Annotated in this window: 14 protein-coding genes; 7 read left to right on the top strand and 7 right to left on the bottom strand. The window is 62.3% G+C overall.

Features of this window, described 5'->3' with window-relative positions; all coding sequences use genetic code 11:
• Position 1 precedes the first annotated feature (1 nt).
• The 5 genes from CAF63_RS06845 (at position 2) to CAF63_RS06825 (ending at position 6,517) form a co-directional block, all read left to right on the top strand.
• Complete coding sequence (locus CAF63_RS06845; protein WP_085683922.1) at positions 2 to 1,417, top strand: DNA polymerase Y family protein; 1,416 nt, start codon at positions 2 to 4, stop codon at positions 1,415 to 1,417.
• Entirely contained in the window at positions 1,393 to 4,491 is a 3,099-nt protein-coding gene (locus CAF63_RS06840) for an error-prone DNA polymerase (protein WP_218191759.1), read from the top strand. The genes CAF63_RS06845 and CAF63_RS06840 overlap by 25 nt, the downstream gene beginning before the upstream one ends.
• A gap of 285 nt (positions 4,492 to 4,776) precedes the next feature.
• Positions 4,777 to 5,463: a CsgG/HfaB family protein gene (locus tag CAF63_RS06835; protein WP_178081274.1), complete on the top strand. Its 687-nt coding sequence runs from the start codon at positions 4,777 to 4,779 to the stop codon at positions 5,461 to 5,463.
• 29 nt (positions 5,464 to 5,492) lie between these two features.
• Entirely contained in the window at positions 5,493 to 5,861 is a 369-nt protein-coding gene (locus CAF63_RS06830) for a DUF4810 domain-containing protein (protein ID WP_085683919.1), read from the top strand.
• Positions 5,858 to 6,517 (top strand): DUF799 domain-containing protein, encoded by a 660-nt coding sequence (locus tag CAF63_RS06825; protein WP_085683918.1) that lies wholly within the window; start codon positions 5,858 to 5,860, stop codon positions 6,515 to 6,517. Before CAF63_RS06830 ends, CAF63_RS06825 begins: the two co-directional genes overlap by 4 nt.
• A 131-nt stretch (positions 6,518 to 6,648) precedes the next feature.
• Here CAF63_RS06825 and CAF63_RS06820 read toward each other — a convergent pair whose 3' ends face one another.
• The 7 genes from CAF63_RS06820 to CAF63_RS06790 form a co-directional block, all read right to left on the bottom strand.
• Positions 6,649 to 7,311: a flavin reductase family protein gene (locus CAF63_RS06820; protein ID WP_085603179.1), complete on the bottom strand. Its 663-nt coding sequence runs from the start codon at positions 7,309 to 7,311 to the stop codon at positions 6,649 to 6,651.
• 11 nt (positions 7,312 to 7,322) lie between these two features.
• Positions 7,323 to 8,810, bottom strand: a complete 1,488-nt coding sequence (locus CAF63_RS06815; RefSeq protein ID WP_085683917.1) for an amidohydrolase family protein — start codon at positions 8,808 to 8,810, stop codon at positions 7,323 to 7,325.
• The gene (locus tag CAF63_RS06810) at positions 8,807 to 10,003 is read right to left on the bottom strand and encodes an amidohydrolase family protein (protein WP_085683916.1); all 1,197 of its coding nucleotides are present in this window, start codon (positions 10,001 to 10,003) and stop codon (positions 8,807 to 8,809) included. The genes CAF63_RS06815 and CAF63_RS06810 overlap by 4 nt, the downstream gene beginning before the upstream one ends.
• A 155-nt stretch (positions 10,004 to 10,158) precedes the next feature.
• On the bottom strand, positions 10,159 to 11,211 hold the full coding sequence (locus CAF63_RS06805; protein ID WP_085683915.1) for an extracellular solute-binding protein: 1,053 nt from the start codon (positions 11,209 to 11,211) through the stop codon (positions 10,159 to 10,161).
• Positions 11,212 to 11,226: 15 nt separating this feature from the next.
• Positions 11,227 to 12,015: an ABC transporter permease gene (locus tag CAF63_RS06800; RefSeq protein WP_064597101.1), complete on the bottom strand. Its 789-nt coding sequence runs from the start codon at positions 12,013 to 12,015 to the stop codon at positions 11,227 to 11,229.
• Positions 12,012 to 12,929 (bottom strand): ABC transporter permease, encoded by a 918-nt coding sequence (locus CAF63_RS06795; RefSeq protein ID WP_007959454.1) that lies wholly within the window; start codon positions 12,927 to 12,929, stop codon positions 12,012 to 12,014. The genes CAF63_RS06800 and CAF63_RS06795 overlap by 4 nt, the downstream gene beginning before the upstream one ends.
• A 1-nt stretch (position 12,930) precedes the next feature.
• Positions 12,931 to 14,016, bottom strand: coding sequence for an ABC transporter ATP-binding protein (locus tag CAF63_RS06790; RefSeq protein WP_085683914.1), 1,086 nt, complete (start codon positions 14,014 to 14,016; stop codon positions 12,931 to 12,933).
• Between the two features lie 139 nt (positions 14,017 to 14,155).
• On the opposite strand from CAF63_RS06790, the gene CAF63_RS06785 reads away from it, so the two are divergent.
• On the top strand, positions 14,156 to 14,845 hold the full coding sequence (locus CAF63_RS06785; protein WP_085683913.1) for a GntR family transcriptional regulator: 690 nt from the start codon (positions 14,156 to 14,158) through the stop codon (positions 14,843 to 14,845).
• Between the two features lie 132 nt (positions 14,846 to 14,977).
• Positions 14,978 to 17,089, top strand: a complete 2,112-nt coding sequence (locus tag CAF63_RS06780) for a PAS domain-containing sensor histidine kinase (protein WP_085683912.1) — start codon at positions 14,978 to 14,980, stop codon at positions 17,087 to 17,089.
• The last annotated feature ends 23 nt before the right edge of the window (positions 17,090 to 17,112 follow it).

The raw sequence follows: 17,112 nt of genomic DNA, 5'->3' as shown, positions 1-17,112 counted from the left end.
CATGCGCTGGGTTTGCATTCTGTTCCCGCAATTGGCCCTCGACGCCGTGCTGCGTCAGCGCCCCGATCCCGAACAACCCCTGGCGTTGCTCAGCGGCCCGGCCCAGCGCCGGGTGCTGCAAGCGGTCAACCCGGCGGCGCGGGCGCTGGGCTTGCGTCCGGGGCAGTCGATGACCGCCGCGCAGGCCATGAGCAAAGGATTCGCCACCGTCGATTACGATTCGGCCGAGGTCGAGCACTGGCAGCAGTTTCTCGCCGCCTGGGCCTATCGTTTCAGCGCCCAGGTCAGCGTGCATTACCCGCGCACTGTGGTATTCGAGATCGAATCGAGCCTCGGGCTGTTCGGTTCCTGGGCGCAGTTCGAAGCACGGTTGCGCACGGAACTGTCCGAGCTGGGCTTTCGTCACCGCATCGTCGCCGCGCCCAACCCGGTAGCGGCGCGAATACTGGCCAACGCCTACGACGGATTGGTGGTGCCCGACGGTGAAGCCCTGCGCCACCACCTCGGGCAATTGCCGGTCGACCGCATCGGCCTTGAGCCGAGCGTGGCCACGGCGTTGTCGCGCATGGGCCTGCGCAACCTTCATCAGGTGCAGAACCTGCCGCGTCAGGCCCTGGCCCGGCGTTTCGAGGCGCCGATGCTCAAGCATCTGGACACGCTGTTCGGCGCACGGCCGCTGGCGCTGGCTTTCTATCTGCCGCCGGACCGTTTCGACGTGCGGATCGAACTCAATTTCGACGTGCAGTCCCATCAGGCGCTGCTGTTTCCATTGCGCCGCCTGACGTCCGATCTGGCGGCGTTTTTGTGCGGGCGCGACAGCGGCGTGCAGCGCTTCTATCTGCATCTGGAACATGCGGGGCTGCCGGATACGTTGATCAAGGTCGGCCTGCTCAGCGCCGAGCGCGATCCGGCGATGCTCTTTGAACTGGCCCGTGGTCGACTGGAGCAGGTGCAGGTCGAAGCCCCGGTGCGCGGTTTTCGTCTGCGCGCCGAGGATCTGCCGAGTTTCGTGCCACAGTTTCAGGAACTGTTCGACGACCGCCCGCAGCAGACCTTGCCCTGGGAGCAACTGCGCGACCGCCTGCGCGCGCGACTGGGGGATGAGGCGGTCCAGGGCCTGCGCTTTCAGGCCGATCACCGCCCGGAGTGCGCGTGGCAGAACGCCGACGATAAACAGCGTTGCCCTGCATTGCCGGGCGTGCAGCGTCCGGGCTGGTTGTTGGGTGAGCCGCAGTCCGTGCCCGAAGGTTCGGCGCGCATTCTCATGGGCCCGGAACGGATCGAGTCCGGCTGGTGGGACGGTGATGACGTGCGCCGTGATTATTACCTGATCCAGAACCGCGCCGGCCAGCAAGGCTGGGCGTACCGGACAGTGGGTGAGGGCGGCCTGTTGTGGCTGCAAGGCTGGTTCGCGTGAATCAGGGTTATGCCGAGCTGCACTGCCTGTCGAACTTCAGTTTCCAGCGCGGTGCGTCCAGTGCGCTGGAGCTGTTTCAGCGTGCAAAAAAACATGGCTATCAGGCGCTGGCGATCACCGATGAATGCACCCTCGCCGGGATCGTCCGCGCATGGCAGGCGGCCAAGTCCGTGGAGCTGCCGCTGATCATCGGCAGCGAAATCCGTATCGAGAACGGCCCGAAACTGGTGTTGCTGGTCGAGAACATCGAGGGTTATCAGGCGCTGTGCGGCTTGATCACCCAGGCTCGGCGGCGCACCCAGAAAGGCCAGTATCAAATACTGCGCGAGGATTTCAGCGAGCCGTTGCCGGGATTGCTGGTGCTGTGGGTGCCGGATGCGGTCGATGACGTGGAAGAGGGCCGCTGGTTGAAACAGACCTTCGGCGAGCGCCTGTGGCTGACGGTGCAGTTGCATCGCGGGCAGAACGATCAGCAACGGCTGGCCGCACTGCTGAGTCTGGCGGATGAACTGCAAATTCCAGCCGTGGCCAGCGGCGATGTGCACATGCACGCCCGTGGCCGGCGGGCCTTGCAGGACACCATGACTGCGATCCGCCATCACGTCCCGGTGGCCGAGGCTGGATTACGACTGCACCCCAATGGCGAGCGGCATTTGCGCAGCCTCGATGTGTTGCGCGAGTTGTATCCGCAGGCCTTGCTGGACGAGTCCGTGAAACTGGCCCGGCGCTGCACCTTCGATCTGGGCGAGTTGCGTTATCAATATCCGAAAGAACTGGTGCCCGAGGAACACAGCGCCAGTTCCTGGCTACGGCATCTGACCGAAAAGGGCATCGCCTGGCGCTGGCCGAAAGGCGCGCAACCCAAGGTGCTCAAGCAGATCGACGATGAGCTGAAGCTGATCGCCGAACTCGGCTACGAAAGTTACTTCCTCACCGTGCACGATGTGGTGCGCTACGCCCGGGAGCAGAAAATCCTCTGTCAGGGTCGCGGTTCAGCGGCCAACTCGGCGGTGTGTTTTGCCTTGGGCATCACCGAGATCGACCCGGATCGCACCACGCTGCTGTTCGAGCGTTTCATGTCGAGAGAGCGCAACGAGCCGCCGGACATCGACGTGGATTTCGAGCACGAACGCCGCGAAGAAGTCCTGCAATATGTGTTTCGTCGTTATGGTCGCCGTCGTGCGGCGCTGACGGCGGTGGTCAGCACTTACCACGCCAGCGGCGCGATCCGCGATGTGGCCAAGGCGCTGGGCTTGCCGCCGGACCAGATCAATGCGCTGGCCGACTGCTGCGGCCACTGGAGCGATGAAACGCCGCCCGTGGAGCGTCTGCGCGAAGGCGGTTTCGACCCCGAAAGCCCGCTGCTGCACCGGGTGCTGAGCCTGACCGGGCAACTGATCGGCTTCCCCCGGCACCTGTCGCAGCACCCCGGTGGTTTCGTGATATCCGAGCAACCGCTGGACACGCTGGTGCCGGTGGAAAACGCCGCCATGGCCGACCGCACGATCATCCAGTGGGACAAGGACGATCTCGACGCGGTCGGGCTGCTCAAGGTGGATATCCTCGCCCTCGGCATGCTCAGCGCGATCCGCCGCTGTTTCGATCTGCTGCGCCGTCATCGTCATAAGGATCTGAGCCTGGCGACCATCCCGGCTGACGACCGCCCGACCTACGACATGATCAGCCGCGCCGACACCATCGGCGTGTTCCAGATCGAATCCCGGGCGCAGATGTCGATGCTGCCGCGCCTGCGCCCGCAAACCTTCTACGATCTGGTGATCGAAGTAGCCATCGTCCGGCCCGGGCCGATTCAGGGCGGGATGGTCCATCCGTATCTGCGCCGGCGGAACAAGGAAGAAGAGGAAACCTATCCGTCGCCGGAACTGGAAGTGGTGCTCAAACGCACCCTCGGCGTGCCGCTGTTTCAGGAACAGGTGATGCAGATCGCGATTGTCGCCGCCGATTACAGCCCCGGCGAGGCCGACCAGTTGCGCCGCTCCATGGCGGCGTGGAAACGCCACGGCGGACTGGAACCGCACAAGGAGCGGCTGGCCGCCGGCATGAAGAAAAACGGCTACAGCCCGGAATTCGCCGCGCAGATCTTCGAGCAGATCAAGGGCTTCGGCAGTTACGGTTTTCCCGAGTCCCACGCCGCCAGTTTTGCCTTGCTGACCTATGCCAGTTGCTGGCTCAAGTGCCACGAACCGGCGGCGTTCGCCTGTGCGCTGATCAACAGTTGGCCGATGGGTTTCTACAGTCCGGATCAGATTCTCCAGGACGCGCGCCGGCATCATTTGCAGATCCGCCCGGTGGACGTGCGCGCCAGTGACTGGGATTGCAGCCTGGAGCCGATCACCGGCGAGCAACCGGCCATTCGCATGGGCCTGCGGATGATCAAGGGTTTTCGCGAGGAGGATGCGCGGAGCATTGAAAACGCTCGGGCGAGGGGCGCGTTTGCCGATGTCGCCGACCTGGGTGAACGGGCCGGGCTCGACAGTCGGGCCCAGGCGCTGCTGGCGGATGCCGGGGCGTTACGCGGCCTGGCCGGTCACCGCCATCGGGCACGCTGGGAAGTGGCCGGGGTGCAGAAACAGCTCGGGCTGTTTGCCGGATTGCCGAGTCAGGAAGAGCCCGATGTGGCACTGCCGACGCCGAGTGTCAGCGAAGATTTGTTCACCGATTACGCAACGCTGGGCACCACGCTGGGGCCGCACCCGCTGACGCTATTGCGCGACGAGTTGCGGGCGCGGCGCTGTCGCAGTTCCCGGGAGTTGCTGGAGGTCGAGCATGGCCGGCCGGTCAGCGTGGCGGGGCTGGTGACCGGGCGCCAGCGGCCGGGCACTGCCAGTGGCGTGACGTTCGTGACCCTGGAAGACGAGTTCGGCAACGTCAACGTGGTGGTCTGGCGCGATCTGGCCGAGCGCCAGCGGCAGGTGCTGGTCGGCTCGCAACTGCTCAAGGTCGATGGCCGCTGGGAGCGCGAAGGCGAGGTGCGGCATCTGATCGCCGGACGCTTGAGCGATCTCAGTCCGCTGCTCAACGGGATTCGGGTGCAAAGCCGCGATTTCCACTGACGGCAACTGGTTGATTAGTGATCGTTCCCACGCTCTGCGTGGGAACGCCGCCATGGACGCTCCGCGTCCACTGTGACGCAGAGCGTCACGGTATGCATTCCCACGCGGAGCGTGGGAACGATCGGTAGCTGACGGCAGCTGATCGCTTCAAAAGCCAATTTGCTGACGTCAAAAAAAACCTGTCCTCACTGATGGCACTTTGGCATAATGCCGCCCCTTTTCCGATCCCCCACGATTTTTGCCGTGCCGGGACACATCGATTTTCAGAAGGAATGCACAGTGAGAATGATCTCCCGGATGTTGGTCTCGGGCATTGCGATTGCCGTCCTCGGCACCCTGGCCGGCTCGCTTTCCGGTTGCGCCACCGAAAGCTCCCGCGCATTGCCGGTGGCCAAGGTGGAAAGCGCCTCCCAGGCCTGGGCCGGTGTGCGTATCCCGATGGCCGTGGGCAAGTTCGACAACCGCTCAAGCTACATGCGCGGGATCTTCTCCGACGGCGTCGACCGCCTCGGCGGCCAGGCCAAGACCATCCTGATCACTCACTTGCAGCAGACCAACCGTTTCTCGGTGCTTGATCGCGACAACATGGGCGAGATCCAGCAGGAAGCGGCGATCAAGGGTCAGGCCCAGCGTCTGAAAGGCGCCGATTACGTGGTCACCGGTGACGTCACCGAATTCGGCCGCAAAGAGACCGGCGACCATCAACTGTTCGGCATCCTCGGCCGTGGCAAGACCCAGGTCGCCTACGCCAAGGTCAACCTGAACATCGTCAATATCAGCACGTCCGAAGTGGTGTATTCGACCCAGGGCGCCGGCGAATACGCCTTGTCCAACCGCGAAATCATCGGCTTCGGCGGCACCGCTGCCTACGACTCCACCCTCAACGGCAAAGTCCTCGATCTGGCCATGCGCGAGGCGATCAATCGCCTGGTCGATGGCATGAACGCCGGTGCCTGGAAACCGGGCAACTGATAGACGCCCATCGCAAGGAGCAACACACCATGAATCTGACACTGTCTCGGCCATTGATGGCCCTGATGCTGGCTGCCTGCGCCTCGCTGGCCGGTTGCAGCAGCCCGCAAACCCTGTATCAGTGGGAAGGCTACCAGCCACAAGTCTACGAATACTTCAAAAGCGAAACGCCGAAAGAAGCCCAGGCCGAAGCGCTGGAAGCCGATCTGCAAAAGATCCGCGCCAGTGGCAAGCCCGTTCCGCCGGGTTACCACGCCCACCTCGGTCTGCTGTACCTGAGCATGGGCAAGGATGATCAGATGGTGCAGCAATTGCGCACCGAGAAGACTCTGTTCCCCGAGTCCGGCACCTACATGGATTTTCTGCTCAAGAACGCCAAGACCGGAGACGCCAAATGATCTCGCGTGCCTTGAAACTGCTGGCCGCAGGCCTGGCGCTGACCGTTCTGGGTGGCTGCGTCGCACCGAAAACCGTGGACTATTCGGCGTACAAGCAAGCGCGTCCGAAGTCCATTCTGGTGCTGCCGCCGCTGAACACCTCGCCGGACGTCAAGGCGTCCTACAGCCTGTTGTCGCAAGTGACGTTCCCGCTGGCCGAAGCCGGTTACTACGTGCTGCCGATCACGCTGGTCGACGAAACGTTCCGCCAGAACGGTCTGACCACACCGGATGACATCCATGCGGCGCCGGCCAACAAGTTGCAGGAAATCTTCGGTGCCGATGCGGCGCTGTACATCACCGTCAGTGAGTACGGCACGCGTTACATGGTGATCAGCAGCGAAACCGCCGTGACCGCCAGCGCCAAATTGGTCGACCTGAAAACCGGCGTCACCCTGTGGACCGGTGCGGCCCGGGCGTCGAGTGAAGAAGGTGGCAACAACAGTGGCGGCGGCCTGATCGGCGCGCTGATCACTGCTGCCGTGAAGCAGATCATCAACAGCTCCACCGATGCCGGCTACCCGATTGCCGGTGTGGCCAGCAATCGACTGCTGTCGGCCGGTCATCCGGCAGGCCTGCTGTACGGGCCTCGGTCGCCGAAGTACGGCACTGACTGAGCAAACGATGTAAATCCCTGTGGGAGCGGGCTTGCTCGCGAAGGCGGCGTATCAGACAAATAATCTTTGACTGACAAACCGCATTCGCGAGCAAGCCCGCTCCCACAGGGGTAATGCGTTGCTCTGTTGATTTATTTGGCTGCCGGCCAAAACCGCTCGCCACCCCCCGGTGCCTCCGTCCACGCTTGCAACGAGCGGGTCGGCAAATCGAAGTAATCCCGGGTCCGCGCATAACCATGGCCGCCCATGCGTCCGATCGCATCCAGCCCCAATTGATCGATGTACAGGGTTTTCGGGTCGATCAACTCGTCGCGCACATGCGCCATCAACACCTCGCCAAAAATGATCTCCCGCGACTGGCCGATGTTCAGCGCCATCATCCGCCGACATTCCAGCGCCACCGGTGCTTCGCCGATTCGCGGGCATTTGACCGAGGTGCCGGGGATGGCTGTCAGGCCGGCTGCGGTCAGTTCATCGAAGCCCGGCGCGAAAGGCACCGCGCAGACGTTCATGGCTTCTACCAAAGCATCGCTGACAATGTTGACGGTGAATTCCTGATTCATCTGGATATTGCGCGTGGTGTCCTTCGGGCTCTGGTCGCCGTAGTTCTCGACGCCGAGCGCGAGAATGGGCGGATCCGCCGACAGCGCATTGAAGAAGCTGAACGGTGCGGCATTGACCCGACCTTCGGCATCGATGGTGGTGACCAGTGCAATCGGACGCGGCACCACGCTGCCGATCAGAATCTTGTATTTTTCCCGTGGGCTCAGTTGGCTGAAATCGAAGCTGTGCATGGCAGTGTTCTCTAAAGAAGTGGATCGGTGGCGCTCAATGGCGCCTCGGCGCTGTAGTCGTCGGCAAACGGAATGGCTGGCCGGAACAGGGTTTTCCAGTCCGGTCGGCCAAAAGCCCGGTCGCTGTGGCTGCGCATCAATTTTTCGTATTGGCGTTGGGCCTGACGTTGCAGGGCCGGGTAGTCGACGCCGTTGACCTGACCGTCGTGCATCACGCAGCGACCGTCGATGTAACTGGCGATGCAGTCGTCGCCGCGTCCAGCCAGCAGCAGATTTTTCAGCGGATCGAATAACGGGCCCAGGTGCAGGCCGCGCAGGCTGAACACAGTGATATCGGCCTTGGCGCCGGGTGCCAGGCGACCGAGGTCGTCACGGCCTAATGCCTTGGCGCCGCCGAGGGTGGCGGCGTTGTACAGATCGAGGCTGCTGGTCAGCGCGGGCCCGCCCTCCATCAAGCGGGCGATGTTCAGACCGTGGCGCATGTTTTCCAGCAGGTCCGCCGGCCAGGTGTCGGTGCCGAGGGCGACATTGATGCCTTTGGCGCGATAGCGGCCAAACGAATTCAGTGCCTCGCCGTCACGGGCGAACACCAGCGGGCAGTGCACCAGGCTGGCGCCGCCGTCGATGACCCGTTGCAGATCGTCATCCCCTGAGGTGTAGATGCCGTGGGGCAACAGGCTGCGCGGGGTGAGCAGGTCGAGTCGCTGCAACCAGCCCAGCGGCGAGGTGCCGCGCAACTGTTCGACCATCGCGACCTCGCCGAGGGCCTGACAACAATGCAGGCGCATCGGTGCGTTCAGCTCATGGCTGAGGGCCGCCGTGCGTAACAGCAACGCAGGGGTGCAGGTCTGGATGCGATCCGGCAGCAGCGCACCGCGAATCAACCCGGCGTGCGCACCATCGAAATCCTTGAAAAACCGTTCAGCGGCATCGAGTCCGGCCAGGCCTCGGGCTTCATCCCAGTGATGTGCGAGACTGCCATTGCTGCGCCAGTAACTCATGCCGCTCATGTAGCAGGGGCCGAGATAGGTGCGCAGTCCCAGTTCGCCCGCCACGTCGGCGACAGCGGCGAACTCGTCGTAGGTCTCCGCCCATTCGCGGTAGTACATCGAGGTGATCGGCATCGCAGTGGTGATGCCGTTGCGGATCAACTGGGTGAAGGCGTAGCGGTATTTGAAGACTTCTTCTTCCGGGCTGAACGACTCATGCGGGCCCGCCGCCAGATACTCCGCCGACCACATCCGGCCCATGGCGCGTTCGTCGCCGTTGTCCAGGGTCAGTACGGTGGAGTCGAGATCGCCGAGGGCATCCAGATCGATGAAGCCGGGGCCGATCAGTGCATTGCCGTAGTCGATCCACTGATCCACCAGCCCTTGGTAACCACGCCCGACAAACTCGATTCGCGAGCCGTCAAACACCACTTCGCCGTCGCGCCACAGCACATGCTGCGTGCCGTCGTAACCGACCACGCAACCGGCCTTCAGGCCGATCCGTTTCACAGACGGCTGCCCAGCAAGCGACCGCCGCTGGCGATCAGTTCACCGCCGCGATAGACCTGGCGCACCGGCCGCGCGACGACAGCCTCGCCGAGGGTTTCGACCGGCATCAGCAGAAAGTCCGCAGGCTTGCCGATGGCGAAGCCGTAACCCTCGATCCCCAATGCGCGGGCACCGTTCACGGTCGCCGCGTCGAATGCCGCCGCCAGTTCATCGTCCTTGCCCAGGTCGAAACGGAACGCCAGCAACATCGCCCGTTCCAGCATGTCGCCATTGCCCATCGGCGACCACGCATCGCGGATGCCATCGGAGCCCAGGCAAACGTTGACCCCGGTCTCACGCAGCGCCAGGAATGGCGGAACAGCACAATCGGCCGGTGCCGAACTCATCAGCGAAATGCCCAGCGCGGCGAGGCGTTCGGCAACGGGTTTGACCTGACTCCAAGGCAACATGCCCAGGCAATAGGCATGGCTGATCATCACCCGGTTTTGCAGGTTGAAGCGCTCGGTGTAATCGGCGATCCGCGCGATTTGCCACAGACCCAGTTCGCCTTTGTCGTGCAGGTGAATGTCGACGCCACGCTGAAAGTCGCCGGCCAGGCTGAACACGAAATCCAGTTGCGCAATCGGGTCGTTATCGATGCCGCACGGGTCGAGCCCGCCGACGTTCTCCACGCCCAGGGCCATGGCTTCGCGCATCAGTTCGGCGGTGCCGGGACGGCTGATCAGGCCGGTTTGCGGGAACACCACCAGTTGCAGGTCGATCAGGTCGTTGTAGGTTTTGCGCAGTTGGTGCATGGCCTCGACGTGACGCAGGCCGAATTCCGGGTCGATGTCGACGTGGCAACGCATGGTCAGCGAACCCCGGGCGATGCAGTTTTCCAGCAGGGCACCGGCGCGTTCGGCGATCGGTGCTTTGACTTCACGCAGGACGCGGCGCTCGTTGCTGATGTAATCATTGAGCGTCGGGCCGGCGCTGTTCGGGCGCCAGGGTTGGCCGTACAGGGTCTTGTCGAGGTGGACGTGGCTTTCCACCAACGGGGCGGTGAGTAGCTGGTTCTGGCCGTCGATGTCGGTGGCGGCCAATGGAGCATTGGAGGCCGGACGGCGTTGGGTGAACTTGCCGTTTTCGATCAGCAGGTCTTCGGCAGGGGCACCGTAGGGGCGGATGTTTCTGAGCCAGCGGGGGTGGGACATTTCATACCTCTGTTTCTGTGTTGTCTGGGCGGGCCTCATCGGTGGCAAGCCAGCTCCCACAGGAATCTGTGTTGCCTGCAAATACCGGGCATTCCACAAAACCTGTGGGAGCGAGCTTGCTCGCGATGGCCGCAACTGGGTCTTGAGTCAGGCAATCAACCCTTGAGCTTCGACCAGATCCGATCCTGCAGCTCCCGCGCCTTGTTGCTGCATTCCTTCTCCGGCCGCAGCCGCGAGGCGTATTCCTCGGGCATGTTGATCGCGTCCATGACCTTCCATTTCGCATCCAGCAACTGATCGCTCTGGATGCCGTTGGCATAGGCAATCGCGTTGGACACGGCCGCCGCGTTCTCCGGTTTCATCATCCAGTCGATAAAGATTTTGGCGTTGCCCGGATGCGGCGCGCTTTTCGGTACGGCGAAGTTGTCCTGGAACATCGCCAGGCCTTCTTTCGGGTACACGTACTTGATGGTGCTCTTCTGCAACGTGGCGCGGGCCGTCGAGCCGTTCCAGTTCTGCATCATGATCACTTCGCCCGAGGCCATGCGGTCGACGGTGTTGTCGGAGCTGTACATCTTCAAAAACGGTTTCTGCTTTTGCAGCAGCTCGAGGATGCGCTTGGCGTCTTGCGGGTTTTCCGTGCATTCGTCGACGTTCAGGTAATGGCTGGCGGCGTTGATCACGCTACTGGAAGTGTCGAGGGCGGCGAGCTGGCCTTGCAGCTCCTTGCGCGGTTCGAAGAACTCTTTCCACGAGTCGTCGAGCTTGCCGCCCGGCACCCGGGCGCTGTCATAGGAGAAACCGGTGGTGCCCCACAGATACGGCGCCGAGAATTTGCGGCCCGGATCGAAGCTCGGGTCGCGGAACGGGCCTTTGACGTACTGGAAGTTGTTCAGGGTCGGGGCGTCGATTTCCAGCAGCAGATCCTGCTTGATCAGCGTCTGCATGATCGACTGCGACGGCACGATCACGTCATACGCTGCGCCGCCGGCCTGTAACTTGGCGAGCAGGGTTTCGTTGCTGTCGTAGCCGTCCATGGTGACCTTGATCCCGGTCTCTTTTTCGAACTTGGCCAGCAGATCGACCGGGTAGTAATCGGTCCAGTTGTAGAAGAACAATTCCTTAGGCTCGGCGGCGTGGGCGCTGAACGCGGTGAAACAACTCAGGGCCAGACCGGATACTGCCAGACGCATGTTTTTCAATTTCATGAGAGCGCTCCAGGTTTATTGTTGTTTGCCGCGTTGGCCGAGCCAGAAGGCCAGCACCACGAGCACGATGGAAATCACCAGCATCAGGGTTGAAATCGCGTTGATCTCCGGCGTCACGCCAGCCTTGATTGCCGAGAAGATGTACACCGGCAACGTGGTCGAACCGGGCCCGGCGACGAAGAAGGTCATGATGAAATCGTCGAGGCTGACCACGAACGCCAGCACCGAACCGGACAACACCGCCGGCCACAGCAGTGGCAAGGTCACGCGGCGAAAGACCTGCCACGGATTGGCGTACAGATCGTTGGCGGCCTCCAGCAGGCTCTTGTCCAGATCGTTCAGGCGTGCGCGAATTGGCAGGTAGGCGAACGGAATGCAGAAGCCGATGTGTGCGACGATCACGGTCATCAGCCCGAGCTTGATCCCCAGCGCCATGAACAGCAGCAGGGTAGCCACGGCGGTGACGATCTCCGGCAGGATCAGCGGCAGGTTGATCCCGCCCTCGACCATTTTCTGTCCGTAGAACGGCCGGTAAGTCGCCAGCGCCGCGAGCAGCGCAATCGCCGTGGCGCACACGGTGGCGATGGTGGCGACGATGATCGAGTTCAGCGCCGCCGTCTGGATCGACGGGTTGGCCAGGATCCGTCCGTACCAGGCGAACGAGAACTCGGTCCACACCGTCGCCGAGCGGTTGGCGTTGAAGCTGTAGGCGATCAACACCAGGATCGGCACGTACAGATAGGCGAGGATCAGCAGGCTGATTTCCCGGGTCGCCGGGAGTTTTTTCAGGTGCAGAGAAATCATGCTTTCGCTCCCCGGTTCAGGGTTTTCGCCGCGCTGCGGCTGTAGAGGGCGTAGAGCACCAGCGACAACAGCAGAATCCCCAGCAACAGGAACGACAACGAACTGCCCAGTGGCCAGTTGCGCGCGGTGCCGAATTGCTGCTGGATCAGGTTGCCGATCATCAGGGTCTTGCCGCCGCCGAGGATCGCCGGAGTGATGAAGGCGCCGAGGCTTGGCACGAACACCAGCAACGCGCCGGCAATCACGCCGGGCATCGACAGCGGCAGGATGATCCGGCGCAGTGCGTGCCAGCGGTTGGCGCCCAGGTCATAGGCGGCCTCCACCAGACGCCAGTCGAGTTTTTCCAGGGTCGAGTAGATCGGCAAAATCATGAACGGCAGGAAGCTGTAGACCAGACCGACGCTGACCGCGAAGTCGTTGTAGAGCAGGGTGATGCCGCCGGCACTCGGGAACAGTGCGTTGAGACTCTGGGCGACCCAGCCCTGTTCGCGCAGGATGATCAGCCACGCGTAGTTGCGGATCAGCAGGTTGGTCCAGAACGGAATGGTGATGAGCAACACCATCAGGTTGCGCCGGCGCGGGGTCAGGCTCGACATCCACAACGCCACCGGAAAGCCGAACAGGAAGCACAACACCGTGGTGCCACCGGCCTGGAACACCGAACGCAACAGCGCTTGGGCGTAGACCCAGTTCAGTTCCAGTTCGCCGTCGAAACCTTCCTGAAAAAACAGCTGCACGTAACTCTGCAATTGCCATTGGGCCTGCCAGTCGACGCCGCCGTAGGTGTTGCGCGGCAGCAGGCTGATGTAACCCATGATCCCCAGCGGAATGGCGATCAGGGCGAGCAGGGTCAACACCACGGGGCTGAGCAACAGCGCGCGGTTGAGGGAGGGGGAAGTGCTGCTGACGCTCATCTCAGGCCTCCATCAACAGGCAGGCTTGGGGCGGCAGGTGCACTGCCACGCGCTCGCCGACTGCACGACCACGGTTCAAGCCTTCGTTGTTTTCCCGCAGCATGACTTTGATGTCGTTGTTCAAACGGCACTGGTACAGCGTCGCGGTGCCGACATACAGCACGGCTTCGATCACCCCGCGCAAATGATGCGGCTGGTCCGCCGCGACCAGTTGCGAGCGCTCGGGCCGAAACGCCAGTTGTACGCTGCTGCCATTGACGCCTTGCGGCGGACAGGGGATTTCCACCGGCATGCCGTTGGGCACAAAAATGTTTTCGTTGTGTTCGCCGCGCTTGAGCTGGCCGGGGAGGAAATTGATGTCGCCGATGAACTGGGCGACGAAGCGGTGCTGCGGGCGCTCATAGATGTCGGTCGGGGTGCCGATCTGCAGGATCTTGCCGGCGGACATCACCGCGATCCGGTCGGACAGGGTCAGGGCTTCTTCCTGATCGTGGGTGACGAAAATGAAAGTGATGCCGGCTTCCTGCTGCACGCGCTTGAGTTCGACCTGCATTTCCTTGCGCAGCTTCAGGTCCAGCGCCGATAGCGGCTCATCCAGCAACAATACTTTCGGCTCTGGCGCCAGGGCCCGGGCCAGAGCCACGCGCTGCTGCTGGCCGCCAGACAGTTCTGCCGGTTTGCGCCCGGCCAGGTGCTCCATCTGCACCAGCGCGAGCATCTCGTCGACCCGTCCCGGAATCGTCTTGCGATCAAGACCCTGCATCTCGAGGCCGAAGGCGATATTCTGCGCGACACTCATGTGCGGAAACAGCGCGTAACTCTGAAACACCGTGTTGACCCGACGCTTGAACGGCGGCAGGTGATTGACCGTTTCGCCCGCCAGACGGATCTCGCCGTCGCTGACGTGTTCGAAACCGGCGATGGTGCGCAGCAAAGTGGTTTTGCCGCAGCCCGAGGGGCCGAGGAGGGTGAAGAACTCGTTGTCGGCGATGTTCACCGACACGTTGTCGAGGGCTGGCGCCAGGCCAGGGTCATCAGAATACCGCTTGGATACGTTACGCACTTCAATGGCTATTGGCTGACCCATAATGGTGCAATCCTCTAATTATTGTATGCAATATCTGAATGCAATTTAGAAATACCCGGATTAATCTGCTGGCGCAACCCCCATTTCCCTGACTGAGTCGTTCGTCGGGCAGCGTTGCCAGCATTGAAGGAGTTTTTGAATGACCGAGAAGAAAACGGAAACCACGGTCGACCGCGTCTACCAAGGGGTTTACGAGGCGATCAGCAAGCGTTCGCTGCGTCCGGGGATGAAGCTGGGCGAGGCGTCGCTGGCGGAATTGTTCAATGTCAGCCGCACGTCGGTTCGTGCTGCGCTCAAGCAACTGGAGGCCGACGGACTGGTCACCACCGAGCCCAATAAAGGTGCGTCGGTGTCGCTGCCCAGCGATGAGGAAATCCGTTCGCTGTTCGAAACTCGGCGCCTGATCGAGATCGGCATCGTCACTGAACTGTGCCGGCGCAAGGACACGGCGGCGATGCAGGATCTGCGTGATCACTTGCTGCTGGAAGATGAAGCCCACCAGGCCGGAGATCATGAGCGTCTGATCCACCTGCTCGGCGAGTTCCACATCAAACTGGCCCGCAGCCTGAACAACCCGGTGCTGCTCGACTGGTTCCAGAAGCTGATTTCCCGCGCCTCGCTGTACGCCGCCGCGCTGGATGACGACAGCCATGAAGCCTGCCGCGACGATGAGCACTTGCGGCTGATTGAATACATCGAGGCGGGCAATCAGAGCGCGGCGATCGAGCTGACCTGCATGCATCTGGACGGTATCCAGAAGGCGATCCTCGACGTCGCTGCCAAGCTCAAGGGCGGTTATCACCCGCTCAAACACCTGATTGAGGTTTGACGACCGCCCGCGAATGAAATCGGCTATACCTCAAATGAAACCATTGGCGTAGCCAGGGCTCGAAACAGACGGGTGCGGCGTGACTGGGCGCGGCGATAGGTCGGAATAATCCATAAGGCGTTGGTTCAATCGATGCAGTTTTTATCCGATAGCCACGGGTGCGACGGCTGGAAAGGCGAAATGGCCGGGCGTATCCGTGCGTTCGACTGGGAAGGGACCGATCTGGGCCCGCTCGCCACCTGGCCCGCCAGTCTGTGCAGCACGGTGCAACTGATGCTCGCTTCGCCGTTGCCGATGGTCATGCTCTGGGGCCAGCCCGGCTACATGATCTACAACGACGCTTATTCCAGATTTGCCGGCGGACGTCATCCGTATTTGCTCGGCGTGCCGGTCGAGCTGGGCTGGCCGGAGGTCGCCGAATTCAATCGGCATGTGGTCGACACCTGCCTGGCAGGCGGCACGTTGTCCTATCGCAACAAAGAGCTGGTCTTGCTACGCGACGGCAATCCTGAAAATGTCTGGATGGATCTTTATTACAGCCCGGTCGCCAACGACGCCGGAGCGCCCGCCGGCGTGATGGCGATGGTGGTCGAAACCACTGAGCTGGTGTTGTCCGAGCGGTTTCGCCAGGCTGCCGAAGACGCTTACCGCGCCGACAACGAGCGGGTTCGACTGGCACTGAATGCCGGGGCACTGCTCGGATCCTTCGTGTGGGATGTGAAGAACAATGTGCTGTCAGCCGACGAGCGATTTGCCCGCACGTTTTCCTTTCCGCCGGATCAGGACCTGACCAACCTGCCGCAGCACATCACCGAAGCGCACATTCATCCCGATGACCGCAGCTGGGTGCAGGAATGCGTCGATAACTCGGTGCGCACCGGCGAGCCGTACAACGCCGAATACCGCGTGATACGCGCCGATGGCAGCTTTCTCTGGGTGCTGGCCAGCGGTTGCTGCGAGTTCGACGAGCAAGGCCAGCCGTTTCGTTTTCCCGGCGTGCTGATTGACATCCATGAACGCAAGACCGCTGAAGAGTCCCTGCTCAAATTCACCCGCAATCTCGAACAGCGCGTGGCCGATGAGGTCGAGGCACGCCTGAGTGCCGAAGAGCAACTGCGTCAGTCGCAGAAGCTCGAAGCCATCGGTGGCCTCACTGGCGGCGTGGCCCACGACTTCAACAACCTGCTGCAAGTGATCGCCGGCAACCTGCACCTGCTGGCCCGCCATGAACCGGACAATGCCAACGTCCAGCGCCGGGTTGGCGCGTCGCTGGCGGCGGTCGAGCGCGGCGCCAAGCTGTCCTCGCAACTGCTCGCGTTTGCCCGTCGCCAGCCGCTGTCGCCGGCGGTGTGCAATCCGCGGCAGATCTTCGACGGCGTCGGCGAGTTGCTGCAACGTGCGCTGGGCGAAACCATTCAGATCGACGTGCAGGTGCCGGATGAACCGTGGCACATCAATGTCGATCGTAATCAATTGGAAAACGCCATTCTCAATCTGGCCATCAATGCCCGGGATGCGATGAAGGGCGAGGGCACTATTGTGCTCGGTGCCGCCAATACTTCGCTCGACCGGGCTTTTTGCGCCGGCAAGGGCATCGTGCCGGGGGATTTCGTCCGGGTGTCGGTCGGTGACAGCGGCGTCGGCATTGCCCCGCACATGCTTGAGCAGGTATTCGAGCCATTCTTCACCACCAAGGCCGACGGCCATGGCACCGGCCTCGGCTTGAGCATGGTGTTCGGATTCGTGAAACAGAGCGGCGGCCATGTCGAGATCGACAGCCGGATCGGCGAAGGCACACGGGTGCAGTTGTTCTTCCCGCGCAGCCTGCGGCCGTTGGGGGTTGTCGTGCCAACGCTGGAAAAACATCAGGCCGGTGGTCACGAGACGATCCTGGTTGTCGAAGACAACGAAGCGGTGCGCACCTCGGCTGTCGAGCTGTTGCGCGAAGAAGGCTATCGCGTGCTGATCGCCGGCAATGGCGACGCGGCCATGCAAATGTTGATGGAAGGCGCCCGGGTCGACCTGATCTTCACCGACGTGGTCATGCCCGGCCTGATCAAGAGCTCCGATCTGGCGGCATGGGCCAAGGTGCAAATGCCACCGGTGGCCGTGCTGTTCACCTCGGGGCACACTCGCGACATCATCTCGCGCAACCACCAGCTCAGCCCCGACACCCATTTGCTCGGCAAGCCCTATAGCCCCGAAGCATTGCTGCAGATGATCCGTTCCGTGCTCAGCACCTGAGCTCCAAATCCCCTGACCAAGGC

The sequence above is a fragment of the Pseudomonas sp. B20(2017) genome (genome assembly GCF_002113125.1).
Lineage (GTDB): Bacteria > Pseudomonadota > Gammaproteobacteria > Pseudomonadales > Pseudomonadaceae > Aquipseudomonas.
The sequence above is the reverse complement of the archived record's forward strand: the minus strand, read 5'-3'. Positions and strand labels throughout refer to the sequence as shown.

Bases quoted from the DNA above. Each gene is read 5' to 3' on its own strand.
- CAF63_RS06835 (WP_178081274.1), top strand. From the start codon at position 4,777: ATGATCTCCCGGATGTTGGTCTCGGGCATTGCGATTGCCGTCCTCGGC.
- CAF63_RS06810 (WP_085683916.1), bottom strand. From the start codon at position 10,003: ATGTCCCACCCCCGCTGGCTCAGAAACATCCGCCCCTACGGTGCCCCT.
- CAF63_RS06780 (WP_085683912.1), top strand. From the start codon at position 14,978: ATGCAGTTTTTATCCGATAGCCACGGGTGCGACGGCTGGAAAGGCGAA.
- CAF63_RS06785 (WP_085683913.1), top strand. From the start codon at position 14,156: ATGACCGAGAAGAAAACGGAAACCACGGTCGACCGCGTCTACCAAGGG.
- CAF63_RS06845 (WP_085683922.1), top strand. From the start codon at position 2: ATGCGCTGGGTTTGCATTCTGTTCCCGCAATTGGCCCTCGACGCCGTG.
- CAF63_RS06795 (WP_007959454.1), bottom strand. From the start codon at position 12,929: ATGAGCGTCAGCAGCACTTCCCCCTCCCTCAACCGCGCGCTGTTGCTC.
- CAF63_RS06825 (WP_085683918.1), top strand. From the start codon at position 5,858: ATGATCTCGCGTGCCTTGAAACTGCTGGCCGCAGGCCTGGCGCTGACC.
- CAF63_RS06805 (WP_085683915.1), bottom strand. From the start codon at position 11,211: ATGAAATTGAAAAACATGCGTCTGGCAGTATCCGGTCTGGCCCTGAGT.
- CAF63_RS06830 (WP_085683919.1), top strand. From the start codon at position 5,493: ATGAATCTGACACTGTCTCGGCCATTGATGGCCCTGATGCTGGCTGCC.
- CAF63_RS06820 (WP_085603179.1), bottom strand. From the start codon at position 7,311: ATGCACAGCTTCGATTTCAGCCAACTGAGCCCACGGGAAAAATACAAG.
- CAF63_RS06800 (WP_064597101.1), bottom strand. From the start codon at position 12,015: ATGATTTCTCTGCACCTGAAAAAACTCCCGGCGACCCGGGAAATCAGC.
- CAF63_RS06790 (WP_085683914.1), bottom strand. From the start codon at position 14,016: ATGGGTCAGCCAATAGCCATTGAAGTGCGTAACGTATCCAAGCGGTAT.